The following is a 22,667-nucleotide window of genomic DNA, read 5'->3' on the forward strand; positions in this document are numbered from 1 at the left end:
GCCCAGCGCCCGCACATAGCCCCGCGTGAGCGAGAATCCTTCCACTGTCACGCTGGGCTGCCGCCTCAACGCGTATGAGTCCGAGCGCATGGCGCAGCTCGCCGCGAAGAGCGGCGAGCGCGACGCGGTGGTCGTGAACACCTGCGCGGTGACGAACGAGGCCGTGCGCCAGAGCCGCCAGGCCATCCGCAGGGCGGCGCGGCAGGGACGCCGCGTGATCGCGACGGGCTGCGCCGTGCAGACCGATCCCGAGAGCTTCGCCGCCATGCCGGAGGTCGCGCGCATCATCGGCAATGGCGTCAAGCTCGATCCCGAAAGCTGGGCGCGGTCCGAAGACCGCGCGCCGGACGTCTTCGAGACCCGCAAGCTGCCCCGCGCGGAGGCGCCCGCCGCGCCCGCGGTGAGAGCCCATCTCGAGGTCCAGAACGGCTGCGATCACCGCTGCACCTTCTGCATCATTCCCTATGGCCGGGGCGCCGCGCGCTCCAAGCGGCCCGAGGACGCGCTCGCCGAGGCGCGGGCGCTGGCCGATGCGGGCGCGAAGGAGATCGTGCTGACGGGGGTCGACCTGACCTCCTGGGGACCGGACCTCGGCGAGGCGCGGCTCGGCACGCTGGTGAAGGTTCTTCTCGACGGCCTGCCCGGGAACGTCGCGATCCGACTGTCCTCGATCGACGGGGCGGAGGTGGACGACCTCCTCTTCCGCCTCCTGACCGAAGAAGAGCGGGTCGCCCCCTACGCCCATCTGTCGCTTCAGGCCGGGGCGGACATGATCCTCAAGCGGATGAAGCGCCGCCACAGCCGCGAGGATGCCGTGAAGCTCGCCGCGCGCCTCAAGGCTGCGCGGCCGGAGATTGCGCTCGGAGCGGACCTGATCGCGGGCTTTCCGACCGAGACGGAGGACATGGCCGCAGAGACCCGCGCTCTGGTCGAGGATTGCGGCCTGTCCTTCGTGCACGTCTTCCCGTTCAGCCCGCGAAGCGGAACGCCAGCGGCCCGCATGCCCCAGCTCGACCGCGCGGTGGTGAAGGCGCGCGCCAAGGCGCTGCGCGCGGTCGCCGATGCGGCGCTGGACCGGCACTTGCGCGCCAGGATCGGCGTGCCCCTGACCGTCTTGGTCGAGCAGGTCCGCGACGGCCTCGCCACGGGCAAGGCCCCCGATTTCACCGACGTCCTTTTCCCCGCCGACGGCGCCCGTCCCGGCGAACGCATCCGCGTAACGCCGCAGGCGCGGGACGAACGCCGCCTGCGCGCTGTTCACGTCGGGCCAGAGTAGAAGAAAGGCATATTCATGGCCGAGAAGAAGAAAGGGTTCTTCGACCGCCTGTTCAGCGGAAAGAACCAGCACGACAAGAAATCGCCGGACGAGGGCGTGCACAGGCGGCCCGACGAGACCCCGTCGGACCAGGTGCCGGCGGGCGGCGCGAAATCGCTTCAGCCCGGCACGAACCGTGAGCCGCATGCGGCGACGGTGGAGGAGGATTCCGAGGCCGGCGCGCCCGAATTCCTCAACGAGACGGACAAGCTGGGCGAAGGCGAGGACGAAGAAAAACCCGCGAGTACCGCGCCGGCCCGCGCCGGGGATGAGGAATCACCTCCGGAATCCCGTGCGGCCGGCGAACCAGAGGGGGGCGCGGCCGAAGAGCCCCGCCTGCCAGAGCCGGAACCCGAGCCCGCGCCGCCCCTGGCCGCCGAGCCGACCCCCGCGGCCGAGACGGCCCTCGAGGAACCGGCCCCACCCCCCACTCCAGAGCCAGAGCCGAAGAAGCGCGGCCTGTTCGGACGGCTCGCCGCCGGGATGTCGAAGAGTTCGGCGCGCCTGTCCGAAGGGCTGGCCGACGCCTTCGTTCAGAAGCGCGAGCTGACCGACGAGGCGCTCGAGGCGCTCGAGGATTCGCTCATCGCCGCCGATCTCGGCCTGCCCGCCGCCACGCGCGTCATCACCGAGCTGTCCAAGACGCGCTACAAGCAGGACGTGACGCTCGACGAGGTGCGGGCCGTTCTGGCTACGGAAGTCGCGCGCACGCTCAAGCCGCTCGAAGCGCCGCTGTCCATCGACAAGGGCAACGCCCCGCACGTCATTCTGGTCGCCGGGGTCAACGGCGCGGGCAAGACCACCACGATCGGCAAGCTGGCCGCGAAGCTGAAGGCGGAGGGGCATTCCGTCCTCCTCGCCGCGGGCGACACCTTCCGCGCCGCCGCGATCGAGCAGCTCCAGGTCTGGGGCGAGCGGACGGACACGCCCGTCGTCACCCGGCCGCAGGGCGCGGACGCTGCGGGCCTCGCCTATGACGCTGTGGAGCAGGCCCGCCGCGAGGGCATCGACGTGGTGCTGATCGATACGGCCGGCCGCCTCCAGAACCGGTCCGAGCTGATGGACGAGCTCTCCAAGGTCGTCCGTGTCATCCGCAAGCTCGACGAGACCGCGCCCCATGACAGCCTGCTCGTCCTCGATGCCACGGTGGGCCAGAACGCGCTGCGCCAGGCGGAGGCCTTCACCGAGACGGCGCATACGACCGGCCTCGTCATGACCAAGCTCGACGGCACGGCGCGCGGCGGCGTCTTGGTCGCGCTGGCCGACAGGTTCGGCCTGCCCATTCATTATATCGGGGTCGGAGAGCAGGTGGACGACCTTCAGCCCTTCGACGCCTCCGCTTTCTCCCGTGCCCTGACGGCCGAGACGACAGCCGCCTGAGGAGCGTTCCAACGTGACAGAAGAGATCACTTCGGCCGAACCGCCGACCCCTGCGGGCGCCCGCAAGCTCGACGGCGGCGAGAAGCTCGCCGTGGAGCTCGGCCCCCTCGGCGCCTTCCTGCTCGGCTATTTCCTGACCGACCGCCTCGCGCCTGCCGCCGACGGTCTTCTGGGCGAAGAGTTCTTCGCCCTGCCCGGCAACGAGCTCTATCTCGCGCTCGCCCTCTTCCTGCCGACCTTCGCGATCGCTTTCGTGTGGTCGGCGGTCCGGGCGCGGCGAGTCGCGCCCATGCTGGTCGTGACCGGTGTCATCGTCTCGGTGCTCGGGGCGCTGACCTTCCTCCTGCACGACAAGACGTTCTTCTACATGAAGCCGACCATCGTCTACGGAGTCACCGCGGCGGCGCTGGCGGGCGGCCTCCTGTCGGGGCGCAACTTCCTCCGCCTCCTGTTCGACGGCGCCTTCGAGTTGACCGAGAGCGCCTGGCGGACGCTCACCTGGCGCTTCGTCGGCTTCAACGTCCTCGCCGCCATCGCCAATGAGATCCTGTGGCGCACGCTGACGGCCTCCTGCGTCGAAGGCGCGGAATGCGCGGGCGAGGCGACCTGGGTGAACATCAAGATCTTCGGCTTCACGGCGGCCTATTTCGCCTTCGTCATCGCCAATACGCCCTTCCTGATGAAGCACATGCAGGACGGCGAGGCGGCGGACAGGAACCCGGCGGCCTAAACTCCCTCGGCCGGATTGGAGAAGGGCGGGAAATCGGCTCGCCCCTCCACCTCTTTCCAGGCCCGAAGCGCCCAGTACACGGTCGGAAAGGCGAGGTCCGGCCAGGGAATGTCTTCCCACGAGACCAGTTGCAGGGCCTCGCTCTCGACCCCCGGCGCGATCGTATCCGGATTGTCGAGGCGGGCGCGGAACATGATCTGCACCTGCCCCGCGCGGGGCACGGAATAGACGGCCAGAACACGGTCGAGCGTCAGGTCGGCGCCCGCCTCCTCCCGGGCCTCGCGGCGCGCCGCCTCTTCCACCGTCTCCCCCAGCTCCATATAGCCCGCCGGCAGCGTCCAGTATCCCTTGCGCGGTTCGATCGCGCGCTTGCACAGGAGGATGCGCCCGTCCTCCGTGCCCGCGACGGATGCCGCGACGATCTTGGGGTTCTCGTAGTCGATGAAGCCGCACCGGGTGCAGACGGCCCGTTCGTGCTCGTCGCCCTGCGGGACTTTCCGGACGAAGCGAGGCGTCTTCGCGCCCTCTTCTGCGGCCTGATCTTCGGTGTTCTTCACGCCCGATGCTCCCTTCCCTGACCGCCATCCGGGCCGGAACATCGTTCCGGCTGCGAAAAGTCTTGCATCCGTACCCGAAGCGCTCGACTTTGCAAGCGTTCCTTAAGGGAAACATGCCAAACGCGCCGTAGTCTGTTCGGTTGGGATGAGTTTCTCGGGGGAACAGACGGAGCGGATCTTTCCGCTTCTCTTGTCAACTGGCGGGCGCCGAAGGTCCGCTTCCACCAAGGCCGATCACGGCCGGAACGAACGGATAGACGATCATGGCAGATTTTGCCCTCAAACAGTCGCCCGGCCATCTTCTTCGCCGTGCGCAGCAATACGCAGACGACCTCTACAAGAAAGAAGTGGGCTCGACCGGCCCCACCCCGCGGCAGTTCACCGTTCTTCATACGGTGAGCGAGGATGAGGGCCTTTCCCAGACCGACCTCGTGCGGAAGACCGGCATCGACCGCTCCACCCTGGCCGACATGATCGCGCGCCTGACCGCGAAGGGCTATCTCGCCCGCCAGCGGACCAAGGACGACGCCCGCGCCAATGCGGTCAAGCTGACCGCGGCCGGCAAGAAGGTTCTCAAATCGGCCGAGGGCAAGGTGATGAAGGCCGAGGAGGAAGCGCTCTCAATGCTGCCCAAGACGCAGCAGGCGAGCTTCATGAAGAACCTCAAGGCCTATGCCGACGCGCTCGACAAGATCGAGGCCGAGCAGATGGCGCCCAAGCGCGCGCCCGCCGCCGCGGCCCCCGCCGCGAAGAAGGCGCCCGCCAAGAAAACCGCAAAGAAGGCTCCAGCCAAGAAAGCGCCCGCCAAGAAGGCTGCCAAGAAGACCACGGCGAAGCGCGAAGCGGTGAAGGCGACCAACGCCGCCGAGGCCCAGAAGGCCCCCGCCAAGAAGGCGACGCGCAAGAAGGCGACGGCCAAGAAGACCACCAAGGCGGCGCCGCGCAAGACGGCCGCCAAACGCTCGGCCACCAAGCAGAGCATGACCCGCAAGACGGCCCGCAAGGCGAGCCGGCGGAAGACCTCCGCCTGAGGCGAAGCCGCAGGAAACGCGAAAGGGGCGCCCCGGGGCGCCCCTTTTTTACGTCGCGAAGTCCAGGGTCACCGGCGCGTGGTCGGAGGGCTTTTCCCAGCCCCGCGCAGTCTTGTGCACGCGGAAGGCCTCTCGCCCGCCTGCCAGCGCGCTTCTTTCGAGCGCCCCGGTCACCCAGATATGGTCGAGGCGCCGCCCGCGATCGGACGCCTCCCAGTCCTTCGCCCTGTAGGACCACCAGCTATAGAGCTTCTCGTTTTCGGGCACGAGGCGGCGGGCCACGTCGATCATGCCGCCCGCCTCCACCATGCGCGCCATCGCCTCGCGCTCGACGGGCGTGTGGCTGACGACCCGCCGGAGCTGGCGCGAGGACCAGACGTCGTGCTCATAGGGCGCGACGTTCAGGTCGCCGACGATCACCGCAGGCTCCCGCGAGAGATCGGACATCAGGTCCGTCATCTCGTCCATGAAGGCGAGCTTGTGCGCGAACTTCTCGTTCTCGTCCGGATCGGGCACGTCGCCGCCCGCCGGGACGTAGAAATTGTGGATTTCGCAGCCATTCACCCGGACCGCCATGTGGCGGCAGTCGTCCTTGCCGCAGAACTGGGTGGGACCCGTCTCGGTCATGGGCAGGCGGGAAACGGTGGCGACGCCGTGATAGCCCTTCTGGCCGTGCACGGCCATGTTGCCATAGCCCGCCTTCTCGAAGGCCTTGCGCGGGAACTGATCGTTCGTGCACTTGATCTCCTGCAGGCACAGGACATCGGGCGCTTCTTCCTTCAGGAACCGCTCGACCTGGGCGATGCGCAGGCGGACGGAATTGATGTTCCACGTCGTGATCCGCATGCCGAACCTCAGCCCTTGCGCGGATCGGTGGCGGCGAAGGGCGCGGTGGCGAGAAGGCGGCCCGCCCGCTGCGCCAGCCCCTCATGGCGCTGCCACTCCACCGAAGGCAGGCGGAAGGCGAGCCAGTCGAGCGTGACGGCGAAGGCGATGTCGACCAGCCCCGCGCTTTCGGGAAGGCGCGCTTCGGCCTCGGCCATCGCCTCCAGCCCCGCCTCGACCCCTGCGAGGCGGCGCGACTGCCAGCTTCCCGACCGCTCGCCCTCCGGCCGGCGATCCTCGAGGAGCCAGGCGACGCCGACATCGAGCGTGCCTGTCGCAAGGGCGACATAGCTATCCGCCACATGCCGCGGATAGGGAGGCACCTCGTAGAGGGAGGGCGTGCCGCCAAGCGTGTCGAGATAGCGCAGGATCACGCCGCTGTCGTAGAGCGCGGTCCCGTCATCCAGCACCAAAGCGGGCACTTTGGCGAAGGGGTTCACTCTGCGGAACGCCCGGTCCTTGTAGGGATCTGTCTGAACGAGGGTGATCCTGTCCGAAAGGCCGCGCCGTTCGGCGGCGAGGCGGCACAGCCGCACATAGGGGCTGGTGAGGGAGCCGTAGAGTTTCATGCCCCAAGGTATGACGCGCCGGGACGCCGCGATCAATCGGAGGCCCCTTCGCGGAACCAGTGCCCTTGCGCGGCGAAGCGGTCTAGGGGCGGGCCCATGCCTTCGGTCTTCCTCCCTGCCGGCCTCGACAGCCCCCTCGCCGCCGGCATCATCCTGGCGGTCAGCTTTCTGGGATCGGCGACCACCGCCGCCTTCTCGATCGGCGGCGGGCTCCTTCTCATCGCGGTGATGACGACGCTGATGCCGGCGCCGGTGGTGGTCCCGGTCCATGGCGTCGTGATGGTGGGATCGAATGCGGGCCGCTTCGCGATCCTGCATCGGGCGGTGGACTGGCCGACCGTGGGCTGGTTCTCCGTCGGCGCTTTGATCGGCGGGCTCGTCGGTTCGCAGATCGTCATGTCCCTTCCGGCCGCCGCCCTGCGGCTCCTGATCGCGGGGTTCATCCTGTTCACCCAATGGGGGCCGAAGGTCTCCCTGCCGCTCGGCAAGCGGTCCTTCGTCGTCGCAGGGACGCTCTCGACCTTCCTCACACTCTTCGTCGGCGCGTCCGGGCCCTTCATGACGGCGGTGCTCGCCAAGGTGCCGCGCTTCGACCGGGTGAACCTGATCGCCACCGGCGGCGCCTGCATGACTCTGCAGCACACCGCAAAGGTGCTGATCTTCGCCGGGCTCGGCTTCGCCTATGCGCCCTGGGTGCCCTTCATCGCGCTCTGCATCGCGACGGGCTTCGCCGGCACGATCCTCGGCACCCGGCTCCTCAAGCGGCTCGATGAGCGCGTGTTCCGCTTCGCGCTGCGCTGGATCCTGACCGCGCTGGCGATCTATCTGGGAATCGCCGGTCTGAACGCCCTTTGAGCCTTCAGAAGACGTTGAAGCTGTTCCCGACCACGCCGACGGGCCAACGCCCTTCCAGGAACAGCTTCATTTTCCAGGCGAAAAGACTGTCGTCGGCCGCCATTTCGGGGTCGGCGGCGGCCGCGATCAGGGACAGGGCGGCGAGATGGCTGACCTGCGCCGCCGCGCCGACGGCGAGATTGCGATAGCCCTCCTCGGCGACGTCCCAATAGGCCGCCTCCTCCTCCATCGCCGCGCGCGCCGCCTCTCCGGCATGGCTCGCGACCATGCGCAGGCCGATATCGAGCGCGTCTTCGGACAGCAATGTCAGCGCCTGCGCGGTCAGATCGGCGCGGGCCAGCTCCTCCGCCTCCCAGGCCGGGCTCGCCCAGCCTTCGGTCTCGGCCGCCGCGCCCGCATCCTCCCAGTCGGGCAGGATGGCGAGTTCGGCATCGGGAAAGCCCAGCCGGTCGAGATAACCCTGCGCCGCCTCGCGCAGCGAAGCCTTTGGCGGCTCGCCAAGGCGCGCGAACCACGGCACGCGGTCGAGACCTTGGGCGAAGCGGCGAAGGCGGGCGAGAACGGGCGCCTCGCGCTCCAGCGCGGCGAAGCCCGGTCCGTCGATATCGATAGTCTCGTTGTCCATGAGCGATAGATGGACCGGCCGGCCCCGCTTCGCCATCGAAAAAAAAGGCTCCCGGCCTGAAGGCCGGGAGCCATTTTGGGCAGTCAGGACCGAGCGGGGCAGGCTCGGCCGGAAGCGCGGCGAGAAACGGGCCTCTCGAGCGGGGGGCAACGCAGACCCGCCTCAAACCGCTTCAACAGTGTATGTGCCAAATGAGCGAAGACCAGTTAAGAGCAGGCAAGTTCCTGCCTGTGACAATCAACCGGAAAACCCCATGAAGATCAGCGGTCGCGCAGGAAGGTCCCGCCCGCATCGGGTGCCCGGAACAGGCGGCCCGGAAGGCGCGCCTCCGTGTCGACGTCCTCGAGCGCGACCACGGTGACGCCGCCGCGCGGATCGAAGACCGCCCAGCGCCGCAGCATCATGTCCTCGGCATCGAAGACCAGCGCCACCTCGCCCTGAAGGTCCTCGTCGGCGGCCTGAAGGGTGACGGCGACTTCGTCCGCCGTGCGCTGGACGCCGCTGAGGATCGCGCCGTCGAGATCGATGCGCTTCGACAGGAGATAGCGCAGCGGGGTCTGGGAGACCGGATAGCTGTCCGTCGTTTCCAGTTCCTCGTCATGAACATAGACGAGGCCGCCGGTCGCCACGATGAGCTGCGGGTTCGGCTCGTCATATTCGAAACGCAGGCGGCCGGGCCGGTCGAGATAGAGCGTGCCGGCCGAGACATTGCCCGATGGCGCGGTCTGAACGAAACGCGCTTGGAACTTGTCTATGCCTTCGAGCGCGCCGGCGGCCTTCTGAAAGACCGCCTCGTCGGACAGGCCGGGAAAGGCGCGCGGCTCGGCGGGCGCCTCGGCCTCCGCGGCGAGAGGGACCGGCTCGCTCGGCGCGGACCGCACCGGGCGCGCCTCGATCAGTTCGGCAGGCGGCGCTGTCAGGTCGACAGGCGCGTCCTCGGCCGGAACGGCCGGAGCGGTATCCTGCGCCTGCGGCGCGGCGGCCAGAAGCAGCATGACGAGCGGCGCGACAGGGCTGATGATCACGGGCGATCCTCCTCACAGACCCAGAAAGGTAAGCATCGGGCCGCGATAGGCCTAGCCGCCCGCCCCTTACCGTTTCGAGAGCGCTTTCAGCGCGTTCGCCTCAGGCCGCATCCTCGCCGATCAGGACTTCCCGCTTGCCCGCATGGTTGGCGGGGCTGACGATCCCCTCTTCCTCGAGCTTCTCGATCAGGGTCGCCGCCCGGTTATAGCCGATCTGCAGGCGCCGCTGGATGTAGGAGGTCGACGCCTTGCGGTCGCGCGCAACGACGGCGACGGCCTGGTCGAAGAGCGCGTCGCCCGAACCCGTATTCCCGCCGGTCGAAAGGCCCATCGCCGCGGCGACGGCGTCGTCGCCCTCTTCGCCGCCTTCGGTGACTTCCTGAACGTAGTCGGGTTTGCCCTGTTTTTTCAGGTGCGCGACGATCTTCTCGACCTCGTCGTCGGCGACGAAGGCGCCGTGGACGCGGGTGATCCGCCCGCCGCCCGCCATGTAGAGCATGTCGCCCATGCCCAGGAGCTGCTCGGCCCCCTGCTCGCCGAGAATGGTGCGCGAGTCGATCTTCGAGGTGACCTGGAAGGAGATCCGGGTCGGGAAGTTCGCCTTGATCGTACCGGTGATGACGTCGACCGAAGGGCGCTGAGTCGCCATGATGAGGTGAATGCCGGCGGCGCGCGCCATCTGGGCGAGGCGCTGGACCATGGCCTCGATATCCTTGCCCGCGACCATCATCAGGTCGGCGACCTCGTCGATGACGACGACGATATAGGGCATGGGCTCGTAGTCGAGCGCCTCTTCCTCGTAGGTCGGCTCGCCGGTCTCGTCGTCATAGCCCGAATGGACCTTGCGGGTCATCTGCTCGCCATTCGCCTCGGCCGCCTTCACCCGCTCGTTGAAGCCGTGAATGTTCCGCACGCCGACCTTGGACATGCGCTGATAGCGCTCTTCCATTTCGCGCACGGTCCATTTGAGCGCGACGACGGCCTTGCGCGGATCGGTGACGACCGGCGCGAGGAGGTGCGGAATGCCCTCATAGACCGAGAGCTCGAGCATTTTGGGATCGACCATGATCAGCTTGCACTGATCAGGGGGCAGACGATAAAGCAGGCTCAGGATCATGGTGTTGATCCCGACCGACTTGCCCGAGCCCGTGGTCCCCGCAATCAGCAGGTGAGGCATCTTGGTGAGGTCCGCATATTGCGGCTCGCCGCCGATATCCTTGCCGAGGGCGAGGGTCAGGCCCTTGCCGCGCGCGAAGCCGTCCGCCGTCAGCATTTCCCGGTAGAGCACCGTTTCGCGGTCGTCGTTCGGCAGCTCGATGCCGATGGCGTTGCGCCCCGGAACGACCGCGACCCGGCAGGCGATGGCGGACATGGACCGCGCGATGTCGTCGGCGAGGCCGATCACGCGGGAGGACTTCACGCCCGCCGCGGGTTCGAGCTCGTAGAGGGTGACCACCGGGCCGGGGCGGACATTGATGATCTCGCCGCGCACCTTGAAGTCGGCAAGCACGGTTTCGAGCTGGCGCGCCCGCGCATCGAGCTCTGCATCCGAGACCACCCGCGCCTCGTCGGGCTTTGGCGCCTTGAGGAGGTTCACCGGGGGCAGCTTGTAGGTCGAGGGCTCGAAGACCGGCTGCGGCTCGGCCTTGCGCGCCGGCACCTTGCGGACCTCGCGGATGATCTTGCGGCGGGCGGAAGGGCGTTCGGCCGACGCCTCGGCGGCGAAGGGCTCCTCGTCCTCGTCTTCGTCCCCGTCGTCGTCATCCTCGTGAAGATCGTCCCGCGCGGGCTCGGCGCGGGCGGTGCCGCCCTCGTCCTCCTGCGCGCTCAGCGGCGGCTCCTCGCGCGCCTCCTTCGCGGCGGCGGCCGCCTCGCGGCGCGCGTCGATGAAGGCGAGGACGCGGTCGGCGAGCACGTCATAGCACCAGAAGAGCGCATCGAGCCCCGCCTCGACATGGTCGCGGCGCACGCCCGCGGCCCGGCCGCTCATCCACGCCGCGCCGGCAAGGAGGAGCGCGCCGGCGATGATACCCGCGCCCGGCAGGCCGAGCAGGGCGAGCGGCGCCTTCGCGATCGCTGCGACCCCGCCGCCGATCACGCCGCCCATGGCGGTGACGAAGGGCCAGTCGGCGGCGACGGGCAGGCAGGCGGCGAACCCCGCCATCAGAAGAAGGCTCAGGACCCAGGCGCCTCCGCGCCACCAGGACTGCGCGCGCGTTTCGCCCTCCGGCACGCCCCAGCGCAGGGCGGACCAGCCCCACAGGATCGGAACCAGCGGGAGGAGGAGCGCCGCGCCGCCGAAGGTCTGGAGAAGGATGTCGGCCAGCACCGCGCCCGCCTCGCCGCCCCAATTGGTCACGAAGCCGCGGCCGGTTGCATTGGACAGGCTGGGGTCGGAGACATCGAAGCTGACGACGCTGGCAAGGCAGAACAGGCACAGGACGATCAGCGCCAGCGCCCCGGCCCGAACCAGCAGCCAGCGCACGCCTCGCCACGCGCGCGCGGTGGGGGCCAGCTCTTCGATTGCGTCGCGGCTCGTCATCGGAATTTCCCGTCGCGGCTTTTCGGGGTCGGCCCTTTTGAAAGGACCGTGGTTAACGCTTCTTTACGAGACGTGTATCCGGCGCAGCGCGCTGATGCGCCGTCTGGACCGGGAGGCGCATTCGCGCCTAGCTGCTCGCCATGACCTCATACGATTTCGATATCTGCGTGGCCGGCGCCGGTATGGCCGGAAGGATGACCGCTCTGGCCCTAGCGGAGGCCGGCTTTTCCGTGCTTCTGGCCGATCCGGCGCGGGCGGGGACGGCGAAGCGGGATGGCCGGACCACCGCCCTCGCCTATGCCTGCGTCCGGGCGCTCGGCCGCGTTGGCGCCTGGGAAGGGCTGGAGGCGAGCGCCTGTCCCGTCACCGACATCGTCGTTGCGAACGGAGAGGCGCAGGACCGCTTCCGCGCAGGCGGCGTCCGCAGCGGCGTTCTGCACTTCCCCTCCGGCCTCCTCCCCGAGGAGGATGTATGGGAGGGCACGCCGCTCGCCCATGTCGTCGAGAATGCCGACCTCGCTGCCGCGCTCTCGCAGGCCTGCGCGCAGGCGGACGGTATGACCGAGTGCAGCGGGGCCGGCGTGACCGAAACCGAAGCGGACAGGGGGAGCATCTCTCTCGCGTTCAGCGACGGAAGCCGCGCCCGCGTGCGCCTCCTCGTCGCCTGCGACGGGCGCGGCTCTCCCCTGCGGCGCAAGGCGGGATTGCGGGAAATCGAGCGGCCATACGGCCAGGAGGCGATCACGTTCGTCATCGGCCATACCGAGCCGCACGGAAATGTCGCGCGGCAGGCCTTCTTCGCGAACGGCCCCTTCGCCGCCCTTCCGCTGACGGGCATGCGCAGCTCGATCGTCTGGACCGAAAGGGCGGACCGCTCCGGCGCCGTCGCCGCGCTTTCGAAAGAGGACCTTCTGAAAGCGGTGCGGGGGCGGCTCGGGGACGGCCTCGGCGAGCTGCGCCTCGAAACCGAGCCGCTGCGCTACCCGCTCTCCTTCCTCTTCGCCCCCGCCATGACCGCCGACAGGCTGGCGCTGGTGGGCGATGCGGCCCATGTCATCCATCCCATTGCAGGCCAGGGCTTCAATCTCGCCATCAAGGATGCCGCGGCTCTGGCCGAGGTACTGACAGAAGCGCAGCAGACGGGCCTCGATATCGGCCACGCAGCGGTGCTGTCGCGGTATGACCAGTGGCGCCGGGCGGACATTGCGGCCATGGCCTTCGGCACGGACATGCTGGCGCGCGGCCTGTCGAGCGGCGAGCGGGTGATGCGCGCGGCGGCCGGGATCGGCTTCGGCCTCGTCCAGCGGTCGGACACGCTGCGCGGGCTTCTCGCACGGCAGGCGGGCGGGGATACCGGCCGCCTGCCCCGGCTCTTGCAGCGGGAGGGGAAGGTTTGACCGGCCCTACTCGACTTCGAGGATCAGGCGGTCGCGGGTCGTCTCGCGGCGGTCGAAGCGGTTGAGGCCGTTCACGCCGAACAGGCTCCCGCCCAGGCGGTCGTCGGGAACCACCGCGACGGCGAGGTTCTCGATCAGTGCGTCGCCGATCCGGAGCTCGTCAAGCGTCGCCCCCGCGGCATAGACGCGGCCATTCGCCGTCTCGAACGGCACGTTGTAATCGGCCCGGGCGAGGTTGATGCCCGCCCGCCGCGCATCGCTCTCGGTCAGGGTGACGAAGCTGGCGCCGGTATCGACCATGAACCGGATCGGCGCCCCGTTCGCGGCGCCTTCGAAGAAGAAGTGCCCGTTCGGCCCGGCCTCCAGCACGATGCGGCGCTCGCCGCCGGGGCCGGTCTCGAAGCTGGCGGGCAGAGGCGCGCGGGTGGGATTGAAGCGGCCCTGATCGTCGACCGTCTGCATGCCCAGAAAGAGCAGGACCACCGCCAGCGTGCCGACGGCGTAGAGGCCGGCGCGGTCCCTCACAGGTCGAGCACGTCCCGCATGCCGTAAAGGGCGGGCGGACGCCCGAGAAGCCAGCGCGCGGCACGAAGGGCGCCGCGGCCGAAGACGTCGCGGCCGAGCGCGCGGTGGGACAGGCCCACCACCTCCTCTTCGGACAGGAAGGCGACCTCGTGGTCCCCCGGCACCCCGCCGCCGCGGCGGACGGAAAAGCCGATCTCGGATGCGGCGCGCGCCTCTGTCCGTCCGTGGCGGCCGAAGACGGCCGCGCTCGACAGGCTGGTGCCGCGCCCCTGCGCGGCCGCTTCGCCGAGCAGGAGGGCCGTGCCGGACGGGCTGTCCTTCTTGAAGCGGTGATGGGTTTCGGCGACCTCGATATCATAATCCTCGCCGAGATGAGCCGCGGCCTTCTCGACCAGAACGGAGAGGAGCGTCACCCCCATGGACATGTTGCCCGATTGAACGACCGGCGCGCGGGTCGCCGCTTCGCGCAGCTCCGCCTGCTGATCCTGATCGAGGCCGGTCGTCCCGGTGACGAGCGGCAGGCCGCGCTCGGAGATTTCGGGCAGCTTCGCCATCAGCGCTTCTGGAACGGAGAAGTCGACCACGACCTCCGCCCTCTCCGGAATGGCCGCGCGGCCATCCCAATCGAGCCGCTCGATGTCATCGGCCGCATCGGCCAGCTTGGCGACCGTGCTGCCCGTCCGGCCCGTCGCGCCGAGTACCGCCAGCCGCATCTCAGCCGGCATCCTTGAGCTGGTCCCAGAAGCCCTTGGCCTTGTCGAGGAAGCCGTTGGAGCGGGGGCAGTCCTGCCCGCCGCCTTCCGCGCAGAACTCGCGCAGCAGCTCTTTCTGGCGCGCGGTGAGGTTGGAGGGCGTCTCGACGCGCAGTTCGACGAACATGTCGCCGCGCGCCTTGCGGCGCAGCTGGGTCATCCCCTCGCCGCGCAGGCGGAATTTCTGCCCGGTCTGGGCGCCTTCGGGCACCTTGATCTCGACCCGGCCGCCCTCGATCGTCGGCGCCTCGACCTTGCCGCCGAGCGCCGCGGTGACCATGGGCACATGGACGTCGCAGTAAAGATCCGGCCCGTCGCGTTCGAACAGCTCGTGATCCTCGACCGAGACGAAGAGGTAGAGATCGCCGAAGGGCCCGCCGCGCAGGCCCGCCTCGCCTTCGCCCGTCAGGCGGATGCGCGTGCCGTCCTCGACGCCTGCCGGAATGTCGACCGACAGCGTGCGCTCCTTGCGCACACGGCCCTGGCCTGCGCAGGCCGAGCAGGGATCGGCGATGATCTGGCCCTGGCCCTGGCAGGACGGGCAGGTCCGCTCGACCGTGAAGAAGCCCTGCTGGGCGCGCACGCGCCCGATGCCGCCGCAGGTCGGGCAGGCCTGGGGCTGCGTTCCGGGCTCCGCGCCCGAGCCCTCGCATTTCTCGCAGGCCTCGGAGGAAGGAATGGTGATCTCGCGCTTGATGCCGGAAAAGGCTTCCTGCAGCGAAATTTCGAGATCGTATTTCAGGTCGGCGCCGCGCATGGCCGAGCTGCGACCGCGCGAACGCCCCGCGCCGCCGGACATGAAGTCGCCGAAAATGTCCTCGAAGACGTCCGAAAAGGCGCCGGAGGCGAACCCGCCGCCCATGCCGCCGCCGCCGCCCATGCCGCCATTCTGGAAAGCGGCATGGCCGAAGCGGTCATAGGCGGCGCGCTTCTGCTCGTCGGAGAGGACCTCATAGGCCTCGCCGCATTCCTTGAACTTGCGCTCGGCGTCCTCATCGCCCGGATTGCGGTCCGGGTGATATTTCATCGCCAGCTTCCGGAAGGCGGATTTGATGGCCGCGGAGTCCGCCGAGCGCTCGATTCCGAGTGTCTGGTAGTAGTCTTGGGCCATGAAGCTCGTTTCTTAACGTCGATCCTCGCATCCGTTCCGCCTGAGCCCCCGGACCGGGCGCGGCCGGAGAAGACCGGCGCAGCCTGCCGGACCGGCAGCGAGCGGAATGACGGAGCAAAGGTGGGAAAGAACAGGGGAAATGTGAAGAGGCCCCGCCGAAGCGGGGCCTCCTGTTCACAGTGAAGTCTTAGGACTTCTTGTCGCCGTCGACTTCCTCGTAGTCGGCGTCGACGATCTCGGCGTCCTGCGCGGCGTCGCTCGCCGCGTCGGCGGCCGCGGCCTCGTCGGCGCCGGCATCGCCGCCGCCCTGGCCGTAGATCGCTTCGCCGAGCTTCATCGAAGCCTGGGCCAGCGCCTGGACGGAGCCGTTGATGGCTTCGGCCGAGGCATCGTCATCCTCGAGCAGCTTCTTGGTGTCGGCGATGGCGTCCTCGATGCCCTTCTTGTCGGCATCGGAGATCTTGTCGCCATGCTCCTTGAGCGAGCTCTCGGTCGAGTGGACGAGGCTTTCGGCCTGGTTGCGGGCCTCGACGCGCTCGCGGCGCTCCTTGTCGGCCTCGGCGTTGGCTTCGGCGTCCTTGACCATCTGCTCGATATCGGCATCCGACAAGCCGCCCGAGGCCTGGATCCGGATCGACTGCTCCTTGCCCGTGGCCTTGTCCTTGGCGGACACGTTGACGATGCCGTTGGCGTCGATATCGAAGGTCACCTCGATCTGCGGCACGCCGCGCGGCGCCGGCGGGATGCCGACGAGGTCGAACTGGCCGAGCATCTTGTTGTCGGCGGCCATTTCGCGCTCGCCCTGCGCGACGCGGATCGTCACCGCCGACTGATTGTCCTCGGCGGTCGAGAAGACCTGGGACTTCTTGGTCGGAATGGTGGTGTTCCGGTCGATCAGGCGCGTGAAGACGCCGCCGAGGGTCTCGATGCCAAGCGATAGCGGCGTCACGTCGAGCAGGAGGACGTCCTTGACGTCGCCCTGCAGGACGCCGGCCTGGATGGCCGCGCCCTTGGCGACGACCTCATCCGGGTTCACGCCCTTATGCGGATCCTTGCCGAAGAAGGACTTCACCGTCTCCTGGATCTTGGGCATGCGGGTCATGCCGCCGACGAGCACGACCTCGTCGACCTCGTTCGCCTGGATGCCGGCGTCTTTGAGGGCCGCCTTCATCGGGTCGATCGTGCGCTTGACGAGATCCTCGACAAGGCTCTCGAACTTCGCCCGGCTCAGCTTGACGTGCAGGTGCTTCGGACCCGAGGCGTCGGCCGTGATATAAGGCAGGTTGACCTCGTACTGGCTCGCCGAGGACAGCTCCTTCTTGGCCTTCTCGGCCTCTTCCTTCAGGCGCTGGAGGGCCAGCTTGTCCTTGCGCAGGTCGATGCCCTGGTCCTTCTTGAACTCGTCGGCCAGGAAATCGACGATGCGGAGGTCGAAGTCCTCGCCGCCGAGGAAGGTGTCGCCATTGGTCGACTTCACCTCGAAGACGCCGTCGCCGATCTCGAGGATCGAGACGTCGAACGTGCCGCCGCCGAGGTCGTAGACCGCGATGGTCTTGCCCTCTTGCTTGTCGAGACCATAGGCGAGCGCGGCCGCCGTCGGCTCGTTGATGATGCGCAGCACTTCGAGCCCTGCGATCTTGCCGGCGTCCTTGGTCGCCTGGCGCTGGGCGTCGTTGAAGTAGGCGGGAACGGTGATGACGGCCTGGGTGACCTCGGAGCCGAGATAGCTCTCGGCCGTCTCCTTCATCTTCTGCAGGACGAAGGCGGAGATCTGCGAAGGCGCGTATTTCTCGCCGCGGGCCTCGACCCAAGCATCGCCATTGTCGCCCTTGACGATGGCATAGGGCACCATCTCCTTGTCCTTCTTGGCCGTCGGGTCGTCATATTGACGGCCGATCAGGCGCTTGATGGCGAAGAAGGTGTGCTCGGGGTTGGTGACCGCCTGGCGCAGGGCGGGCTGGCCGATCAGGCGCTCGCCGCCTTCGGTGAAGGCCACGACGGAGGGCGTCGTGCGGTTGCCTTCCGCATTCTCGATCACCTTGGCGTCCTGGCCTTCCATGACCGCGACGCAGGAATTGGTGGTGCCGAGGTCGATACCGATGACTTTGGACATGGGAATTCAATCCTTTCTCAAGCGGGCCGGGTGCCTGGGTCTCAGCCCCTCAAGGAGCCTTGCGAGCCCCCGGGCGTTCGGCCCCTCATATCTTCTCAGGTTTGCAGTCCTCGCGGAGCCGCAGGCTCCGCTTCGTGGGCGCATATATGGTCGGGCCGGGAGGGCTTCAACGCCTCCCGCGCGGGTTCAGGACGCTTCGTTTCCGCTCTCCTCGCCGGTGTGTTCCGCACCGGTCGAGACGGTGACCATGGCCGCGCGGACGACGCGGTCGCCGATGACGAAGCCGGGGGCGGCGACATCCGCCACGTGATCCTTGGGCAGGCCGCCGCCGGGCACCTGGGCGATCGCCTGGTGCACGTTGGGATCGAAGCGCTCGCCCTTGGGGTCGAGCTTCTTGACGCCATGGCGCTCGAAGACGGTCAGCAGCTCGCGCTCGGTCATCTTCATTCCGCCGACGAGGCTCTCGAGGCCGCCCTTGTCGAGCTTGGCCGGATCGTCGGGCGCAAGCTCGATGGCGCGGGAGAGGTTGTCGGCCACCGACAGGAGGTCGCGCGCGAAGCTGGAAATGCCGTATTTGGCGGCATCGGCCCGCTCGCGCTCCGCCCTGCGGCGCGTGTTCTCGAGTTCCGCCGCGAGGCGCAGGGCCTGGTCCTTGGCCTGGTCCCGCTCGGCCTCGATCTCGGCGATGCGCCCTTCGGCCAGCCGCTTGATCTGGGCGCCGTCGAGCGCCTCGTCGGTCAGGTGGTCGGGGATCGGCTCGAAGGCGGCCTCGTCCCGCTGCTCGTCGGCGGCGGTCGCGGTGTCTTCGGGGTTCGGCGTGTCGTCTCGGGTTTCGGCAGGGCCGTTCGTCTCGCTCATGTAGCAGCGCAGCCTTCATTGGTGTTCCGGGGCCGCGGATGTACGGAGAGGGAGGGGAAGGTTCAAGCGGAGGCAAGACAATGAAAGCCCTTGTCATTGTCCAGACGGCGGTCGGCAGCCGGAAGGAGGCCGCGAGCCTCGCCCGCCGGGCGGTGGAGGCGCGCCTCGCCGCCTGCGTGCAGACGACGCCGGTTTTCAGCACCTATCGCTGGGAAGGAGCGGTCACGCAGGAGGAGGAATGGCGCCTCGATCTCAAGACGACGGCGTCTTTGGCGGATCGGCTGGTGGCATGGCTCGCAGAGGCGCACCCTTACGACGAGCCCGAGCTGATCGTGCTGGAGGTGGCGCGGGCGAGCGCAGGCTACGCGGCCTGGGCCGAGGCCGAGACCCTCAGCGAATGAGGCGGGTGACGACCTCTGCCGTATAGTCGACGAGCGGCACGACCCGCGCATAGTTCAGCCGCGTCGGCCCCACAACGCCGACCACGCCGACGATGTTCCGCTCGGAATCGCGATAGGGCGCGGCGACGATGGAGCTGCCGGACAGGCTGAAGAGCCGGTTCTCCGAGCCGATGAAGACCCGCACGCCCTCGCCGTCCTTCGCCGCTTCGAGAAGGTCGATCAGCCCCTGCTTGCGTTCGAGCTCCTCGAAGAGCTGCTGGACACGCTCGAGGTCCTGTCCCGCCCCTTCGAGAAGGTTCGCCTGCCCCCGGACGATCAGCTGGCTGGCCCCGCCCGGCAGGTTGCCCATCTCGGCCACGCCCCTGCGGACGAGATCGGCGGTGAGGTCGTCGAGCTGGCCGCGCTGGGCCTCGAGCTCATCGAGCAGCATTCGTTTCGACTGCGTAAGCGTCTTTCCCGAGAGCTGCGCATTGAGGAAATTGCTCGCCCGTTCCAGCGCCGAGGCGGGAAGGCCCTGCGGCAGGGCGATCAGGCGGTTCTCGACATCGCCGCGCTCGTCCACCAGCACGGCGAGGGCCCTGTCGGGGTCGAGGCGGACGAATTCGACATGGCGCAGCGGGCGGTCGGACTTGGATGCGACGACGAGGCTCGCGGTCTGGGTGAGCCCCGACAGGGACCGCGCCGCGCGGTCCAGGAGATCCGCCGCCCCCTCCTCGCCCGCATCGGCTTCGAGCGCGCGCCGCTCTTCGGGGCTCGGCGCGCCAATCTCCATCATCCCGTCGATGAAGAGGCGCAGGCCGCGCTCGGTGGGAATGCGGCCGGCGGAGGCATGCGGCGCACCGAGCAGGCCGAGCTCGGTCAGGTCCGCCATCACGTTCCTGATGGTGGCCGGCGACACGTCGATGCCGGGCCCGCGCGACAGGGTCCGGCTGCCCACGGGCTCTCCGGTTTCGAGATAGGTCTCGACCAGCCGCTTGAAGAGCGCCCGGCTGCGCGCGTCGATGTCGGTCAGAAGCGTCACGCCTGTTCAGGTAGGCGCGCGGCGGGCGGAGCGAAAGCCGTCATTGCCGCGCGGCCGCCTCGAGGATCGCCGTCCAGTCCAGCGGCTCCCCGGAATTGGTCAGGATCGCCGCCGCCTCGCCCGCCTCCGGCATGATCCGGGCCGTCGCGAACCACATCGTGTTCGAGCCGCTGTGAATGAGCGATCCGTCCGCCGTCACCCCCCAGCCGAGGCCGTATCCGCTGCCGGGCCGGCTCGTCGCCATCGCGTCATAGGCGGCGAGCGGCAAAAGAGTACCTGGCAGGTCCATCTGCCCGCGCAGCTGGTCCGTCAGGAAGGCCGCATAGGCATGGAGCGGCAGGCTCCACGTGCCCGCAGGCGCCATGAAGGCGGGATTGTCCGCCCCCTTCGGCGAAGGTTTCGCGGGCCGTCCCTTGTGCCCCCGGATCGGGCCGGGCGCGCCGAGGACGACGCCTTCCATGCCCAGGGGTCCGAAGACCTTCTCCTCCATCAGCGTCTCATAGGGCGCGCCGCCCGCAGCGCTCAGCATCTCGCCGGCGAGCGTGTATCCGAGATTCGAATAGGCGAATTCGCCGATCCTTCCTTTCGGCGGCGCCTTGAGGAGGCGGCGCAGGACGGCCCGCCGGGCCTCCTGAGCGCCCGCCGCATCCTCCGTCGGCGCGAGGATGTAGCGCATCATCGTCAGGCGATCCGCATTCGGCTGAACGCCCCCCTCATGGCGCAGGAGATCCTCGAGCGTGACGGCGCCCCAGGCCTCGTGCACCTCGAAGCGCCGCCCGAGAACCTCCAAAACGCTGTCCGGCAGCGCGATCGCCCCTTCGGCCTCCAGGGCGAGGGCCAGCGTGGCCGTCATCGCCTTCGCGTTCGATCCGACATGCCAGGGGTCGCCAGGCCCGGGCGCCGCGTCGCCGCCCGCGATCCGGCTGCCGTCCGAGGCGATGAAGACCGGGCCATCGGGCCGCGTGACGATGATGGCGGCGGCGGGGGCGCCGGTCGCTTCCCGCGCGGCGGCCGGAACGGCGTCCGGCGGGAGGGCGGATGGGCGCGCGTTCTGCGCCGCCGCGCTGCCTCCGAGGGCGGCCATGAAGAGTGCGATCGCGCCGATATGGGGGCCCTGCATGCTCTCCTCCCTCATCCGGCGGCCAGGCTAGCGCAACCCGGCGCTTCTGGCACTCCCGCCGCGCCAACGCCGCTCGACAGCAAAGTCCCCGACCGTTACGTCTCGGCCCAGCAACAACCAAGGCTTCCCATGCGCCCATCAGGCCGCTCTTTCGACGAGCTGCGCCCGGTCTCCTTCGAGACCGGCTATTCCGCCCATGCAGAAGGCTCCTGCATGGTCCGCTTCGGCAACACGCATGTCCTGTGCACGGCGAGCTGGGACGAGAGCGTGCCGCCGTGGATGCGCGGCCGGGGCAAGGGCTGGGTGACGGCGGAATATTCCATGCTGCCCCGCGCGACCCACACGCGCGGCCGGCGCGAGACCAAGACGGGACCGTCCGGCCGGACGCAGGAAATCCAGCGCCTGATCGGACGCTCCATGCGCGCCGTGGTCGACATGAAGACGCTCGGCGAACGCCAGATCCTGATCGACTGCGACGTGATCCAGGCCGATGGCGGCACGCGCACGGCCTCGATCACCGGCGCCTATGTCGCCCTGCGCCAATGCGTGGACTGGGCGCTCAAGGACGGGATCATCACCAAGGATCCCATTCTCGATTCCGTCGCGGCGATCTCCTGCGGCCTCTACAATGGCAGCCCGGTGGTCGATCTCGACTATGACGAGGATTCGACCGCGCAGGCCGACGCCAATTTCGTGCTGACGGGCAAGGGCGGCATCGTCGAGGTCCAGGGCACGGCGGAAGGCGAGCCCTTCAGCCACGAACAGTTCACCGCCCTCCTCACCCTCGCCACCGACGCCTGCAACACGCTCGGCGAAAAGCAGAGGGCCGCGCTTGGCTGAGACGGAGCTGATCCGGACGGCAACGGGAGAGGCGGTTCCGCCTGCGCGCGTCGGCGCGGACAACCGCCCCCTCGACCCGTCCGATCCGGCCGATGCCGAGATCATCGCCTGGCAGGAGGCGAGCCCCTATTTCGTGCCGCCGCCGGCCGAGCGGAAGCACAAGCACATCGTCGACGTCCTGATCCGCGAGCGGGCGAAGCGCCTGTCGAGCTCGCGGTTCTGGCCCGCCTACAGGCTGGGGCTGAACAGGATCCTCGGCTACCGGGCGGCGAAGCGCATGGTCGACACGGCGGGCCGCTGGGACTCCGGGCGCGCCTTCGCGCATGCCTCCTCGCTCCTTCAGATGAAGCTGGACGTGCGGGGGCTGGAGCACATCCCGGCCGAAGGGCCCTTCATCCTCGCGCTGAACCACCCGACCGGCATCGCGGACGGGCTGGCCGTACACGACGCAATCAACGATCTGCGCCCCGACGTGATCATCTTCGTCAATGCCGACGCGATCCGGCTCAACCCGCGCCTGACGGACAAGCTGATCCCGGTCGAATGGCGCGACGAGAAGAAGTCGCGGGCCAAATCGCGCGAGACCCTCAAGGCGACGAATGCCGCCTTCAAGGAAGAGCGCGCGGTCGTCCTCTTCCCCTCCGGCCGCCTCGCCTTCATGGACGAGAACAAGGAATTGCAGGAGCGGCCCTGGCAGCCGACCATCGCCGCGCTCGCCAAGAAATACGGCTGCCCGGTCGTGCCCGCGAATATCCGCTCACGGAATTCCTGGCTCTATTACTGGTTCCACAATCTCGACCGGGAACTGCGGGACATGACGTTGTTCCACGAGCTCCTGAACAAGAAGGGCAAGACCTTCACGATCAGGATCCAGGAAGCGATCGAGCCCGAGGCGCTGCTCGAGGACAATGACGCGGCCGCGCAGGAGCTGCGCGCCTATGTCTGCGAAGGCGTGACCGAGGGCCTGAGCTTTCGGGAATGGCGGGCTGCGCAGGCGCGCTGAGCGGGCCTATCC

The 22,667-nt window shown here is 68.7% G+C and carries 22 protein-coding genes; 9 read left to right on the forward strand and 13 right to left on the reverse strand.

The window, feature by feature from the left end:
- Nucleotides 1-25: 25 nt before the first annotated feature.
- Genes mtaB through IE88_RS17070 form a run of 3 tightly spaced genes read left to right on the forward strand, consistent with a single transcriptional unit; the run spans nucleotide 26 to nucleotide 3,425 of the window.
- The gene (gene mtaB, locus IE88_RS0102975) at nucleotides 26-1,276 is read left to right on the forward strand and encodes a tRNA (N(6)-L-threonylcarbamoyladenosine(37)-C(2))-methylthiotransferase MtaB (protein WP_036766489.1); all 1,251 of its coding nucleotides are present in this window, start codon (nucleotides 26-28) and stop codon (nucleotides 1,274-1,276) included.
- 15 nt (nucleotides 1,277-1,291) lie between these two features.
- Nucleotides 1,292-2,695 (forward strand): signal recognition particle-docking protein FtsY, encoded by a 1,404-nt coding sequence (ftsY, locus tag IE88_RS0102980; protein WP_031549949.1) that lies wholly within the window; start codon nucleotides 1,292-1,294, stop codon nucleotides 2,693-2,695.
- Nucleotides 2,696-2,708: 13 nt separating this feature from the next.
- On the forward strand, nucleotides 2,709-3,425 hold the full coding sequence (locus IE88_RS17070; protein WP_051881438.1) for an inner membrane-spanning protein YciB: 717 nt from the start codon (nucleotides 2,709-2,711) through the stop codon (nucleotides 3,423-3,425).
- Here the strand turns inward: IE88_RS17070 and IE88_RS0102990 are convergent.
- The gene (locus tag IE88_RS0102990; protein WP_051881439.1) at nucleotides 3,422-3,982 is read right to left on the reverse strand and encodes an NUDIX hydrolase; all 561 of its coding nucleotides are present in this window, start codon (nucleotides 3,980-3,982) and stop codon (nucleotides 3,422-3,424) included. The two genes, IE88_RS17070 and IE88_RS0102990, sit on opposite strands and share 4 nt — an antisense overlap.
- A gap of 263 nt (nucleotides 3,983-4,245) precedes the next feature.
- On the opposite strand from IE88_RS0102990, the gene IE88_RS0102995 reads away from it, so the two are divergent.
- Nucleotides 4,246-5,013 (forward strand): MarR family winged helix-turn-helix transcriptional regulator, encoded by a 768-nt coding sequence (locus IE88_RS0102995; RefSeq protein WP_081871398.1) that lies wholly within the window; start codon nucleotides 4,246-4,248, stop codon nucleotides 5,011-5,013.
- Between the two features lie 48 nt (nucleotides 5,014-5,061).
- On the opposite strand, the gene xth is transcribed toward IE88_RS0102995, so the two are convergent.
- Nucleotides 5,062-5,859 carry an exodeoxyribonuclease III gene (xth, locus tag IE88_RS0103000; protein ID WP_031549957.1) on the reverse strand — a complete coding sequence of 266 codons (798 nt, stop codon included), beginning with the start codon at nucleotides 5,857-5,859 and terminating at the stop codon, nucleotides 5,062-5,064.
- A gap of 8 nt (nucleotides 5,860-5,867) precedes the next feature.
- Nucleotides 5,868-6,467 carry a glutathione S-transferase family protein gene (locus tag IE88_RS0103005; RefSeq protein ID WP_051881440.1) on the reverse strand — a complete coding sequence of 200 codons (600 nt, stop codon included), beginning with the start codon at nucleotides 6,465-6,467 and terminating at the stop codon, nucleotides 5,868-5,870.
- 96 nt (nucleotides 6,468-6,563) lie between these two features.
- On the opposite strand from IE88_RS0103005, the gene IE88_RS0103010 reads away from it, so the two are divergent.
- Nucleotides 6,564-7,322 carry a sulfite exporter TauE/SafE family protein gene (locus IE88_RS0103010; RefSeq protein ID WP_031549960.1) on the forward strand — a complete coding sequence of 253 codons (759 nt, stop codon included), beginning with the start codon at nucleotides 6,564-6,566 and terminating at the stop codon, nucleotides 7,320-7,322.
- A gap of 4 nt (nucleotides 7,323-7,326) precedes the next feature.
- Here the strand turns inward: IE88_RS0103010 and IE88_RS0103015 are convergent, their stop codons facing one another.
- The 3 genes from IE88_RS0103015 to IE88_RS0103025 all read right to left on the reverse strand — a co-directional run bounded on the left by IE88_RS0103015 (nucleotide 7,327) and on the right by IE88_RS0103025 (nucleotide 11,514).
- Nucleotides 7,327-7,947, reverse strand: coding sequence for a hypothetical protein (locus IE88_RS0103015; protein WP_156032339.1), 621 nt, complete (start codon nucleotides 7,945-7,947; stop codon nucleotides 7,327-7,329).
- Nucleotides 7,948-8,207: 260 nt separating this feature from the next.
- The gene (locus tag IE88_RS17075) at nucleotides 8,208-8,972 is read right to left on the reverse strand and encodes a LolA family protein (protein WP_051881442.1); all 765 of its coding nucleotides are present in this window, start codon (nucleotides 8,970-8,972) and stop codon (nucleotides 8,208-8,210) included.
- Between the two features lie 100 nt (nucleotides 8,973-9,072).
- Nucleotides 9,073-11,514, reverse strand: a complete 2,442-nt coding sequence (locus IE88_RS0103025; RefSeq protein ID WP_031549966.1) for a DNA translocase FtsK — start codon at nucleotides 11,512-11,514, stop codon at nucleotides 9,073-9,075.
- Between the two features lie 140 nt (nucleotides 11,515-11,654).
- Here IE88_RS0103025 and IE88_RS0103030 point away from each other — a divergent pair, with 140 nt between their 5' ends.
- Nucleotides 11,655-12,911 (forward strand): FAD-dependent monooxygenase, encoded by a 1,257-nt coding sequence (locus tag IE88_RS0103030; RefSeq protein WP_031549968.1) that lies wholly within the window; start codon nucleotides 11,655-11,657, stop codon nucleotides 12,909-12,911.
- 6 nt (nucleotides 12,912-12,917) lie between these two features.
- On the opposite strand, the gene IE88_RS0103035 is transcribed toward IE88_RS0103030, so the two are convergent.
- From IE88_RS0103035 to grpE, 5 genes are all read right to left on the reverse strand, one after another.
- Nucleotides 12,918-13,436, reverse strand: coding sequence for a retropepsin-like aspartic protease family protein (locus IE88_RS0103035; protein WP_051881443.1), 519 nt, complete (start codon nucleotides 13,434-13,436; stop codon nucleotides 12,918-12,920).
- Nucleotides 13,433-14,149, reverse strand: a complete 717-nt coding sequence (dapB, locus tag IE88_RS0103040; RefSeq protein ID WP_031549971.1) for a 4-hydroxy-tetrahydrodipicolinate reductase — start codon at nucleotides 14,147-14,149, stop codon at nucleotides 13,433-13,435. The genes IE88_RS0103035 and dapB overlap by 4 nt, the downstream gene beginning before the upstream one ends.
- 1 nt (nucleotide 14,150) lies before the next feature.
- Entirely contained in the window at nucleotides 14,151-15,299 is a 1,149-nt protein-coding gene (gene dnaJ, locus IE88_RS0103045; RefSeq protein WP_031549976.1) for a molecular chaperone DnaJ, read from the reverse strand.
- A gap of 187 nt (nucleotides 15,300-15,486) precedes the next feature.
- Nucleotides 15,487-17,412, reverse strand: a complete 1,926-nt coding sequence (dnaK, locus tag IE88_RS0103050) for a molecular chaperone DnaK (RefSeq protein WP_031549979.1) — start codon at nucleotides 17,410-17,412, stop codon at nucleotides 15,487-15,489.
- A 186-nt stretch (nucleotides 17,413-17,598) separates the two neighbouring features.
- A complete protein-coding gene (grpE, locus tag IE88_RS0103055) occupies nucleotides 17,599-18,270 on the reverse strand; it encodes a nucleotide exchange factor GrpE (protein ID WP_051881444.1) in 672 nt (223 codons plus the stop codon).
- Nucleotides 18,271-18,350: 80 nt separating this feature from the next.
- Here grpE and cutA point away from each other — a divergent pair, with 80 nt between their 5' ends.
- Nucleotides 18,351-18,671: a divalent-cation tolerance protein CutA gene (gene cutA / locus IE88_RS0103060; protein WP_031549983.1), complete on the forward strand. Its 321-nt coding sequence runs from the start codon at nucleotides 18,351-18,353 to the stop codon at nucleotides 18,669-18,671.
- On the opposite strand, the gene hrcA is transcribed toward cutA, so the two are convergent.
- Together hrcA and IE88_RS0103070 are read right to left on the reverse strand one after the other, a co-directional pair.
- On the reverse strand, nucleotides 18,661-19,692 hold the full coding sequence (gene hrcA, locus IE88_RS0103065; protein WP_031549986.1) for a heat-inducible transcriptional repressor HrcA: 1,032 nt from the start codon (nucleotides 19,690-19,692) through the stop codon (nucleotides 18,661-18,663). The genes cutA and hrcA overlap by 11 nt on opposite strands.
- Nucleotides 19,693-19,732: 40 nt before the next feature.
- The gene (locus IE88_RS0103070; RefSeq protein WP_031549988.1) at nucleotides 19,733-20,812 is read right to left on the reverse strand and encodes a serine hydrolase domain-containing protein; all 1,080 of its coding nucleotides are present in this window, start codon (nucleotides 20,810-20,812) and stop codon (nucleotides 19,733-19,735) included.
- A 129-nt stretch (nucleotides 20,813-20,941) separates the two neighbouring features.
- Here IE88_RS0103070 and rph point away from each other — a divergent pair, with 129 nt between their 5' ends.
- A complete protein-coding gene (gene rph, locus IE88_RS0103075) occupies nucleotides 20,942-21,652 on the forward strand; it encodes a ribonuclease PH (protein ID WP_031549991.1) in 711 nt (236 codons plus the stop codon).
- Nucleotides 21,645-22,655, forward strand: coding sequence for a lysophospholipid acyltransferase family protein (locus IE88_RS0103080; RefSeq protein WP_051881445.1), 1,011 nt, complete (start codon nucleotides 21,645-21,647; stop codon nucleotides 22,653-22,655). The genes rph and IE88_RS0103080 overlap by 8 nt, the downstream gene beginning before the upstream one ends.
- Nucleotides 22,656-22,667 lie beyond the last annotated feature (12 nt).

Source organism: Parvularcula oceani, assembly GCF_000733125.1.
Lineage (GTDB): Bacteria > Pseudomonadota > Alphaproteobacteria > Caulobacterales > Parvularculaceae > Parvularcula > Parvularcula oceani.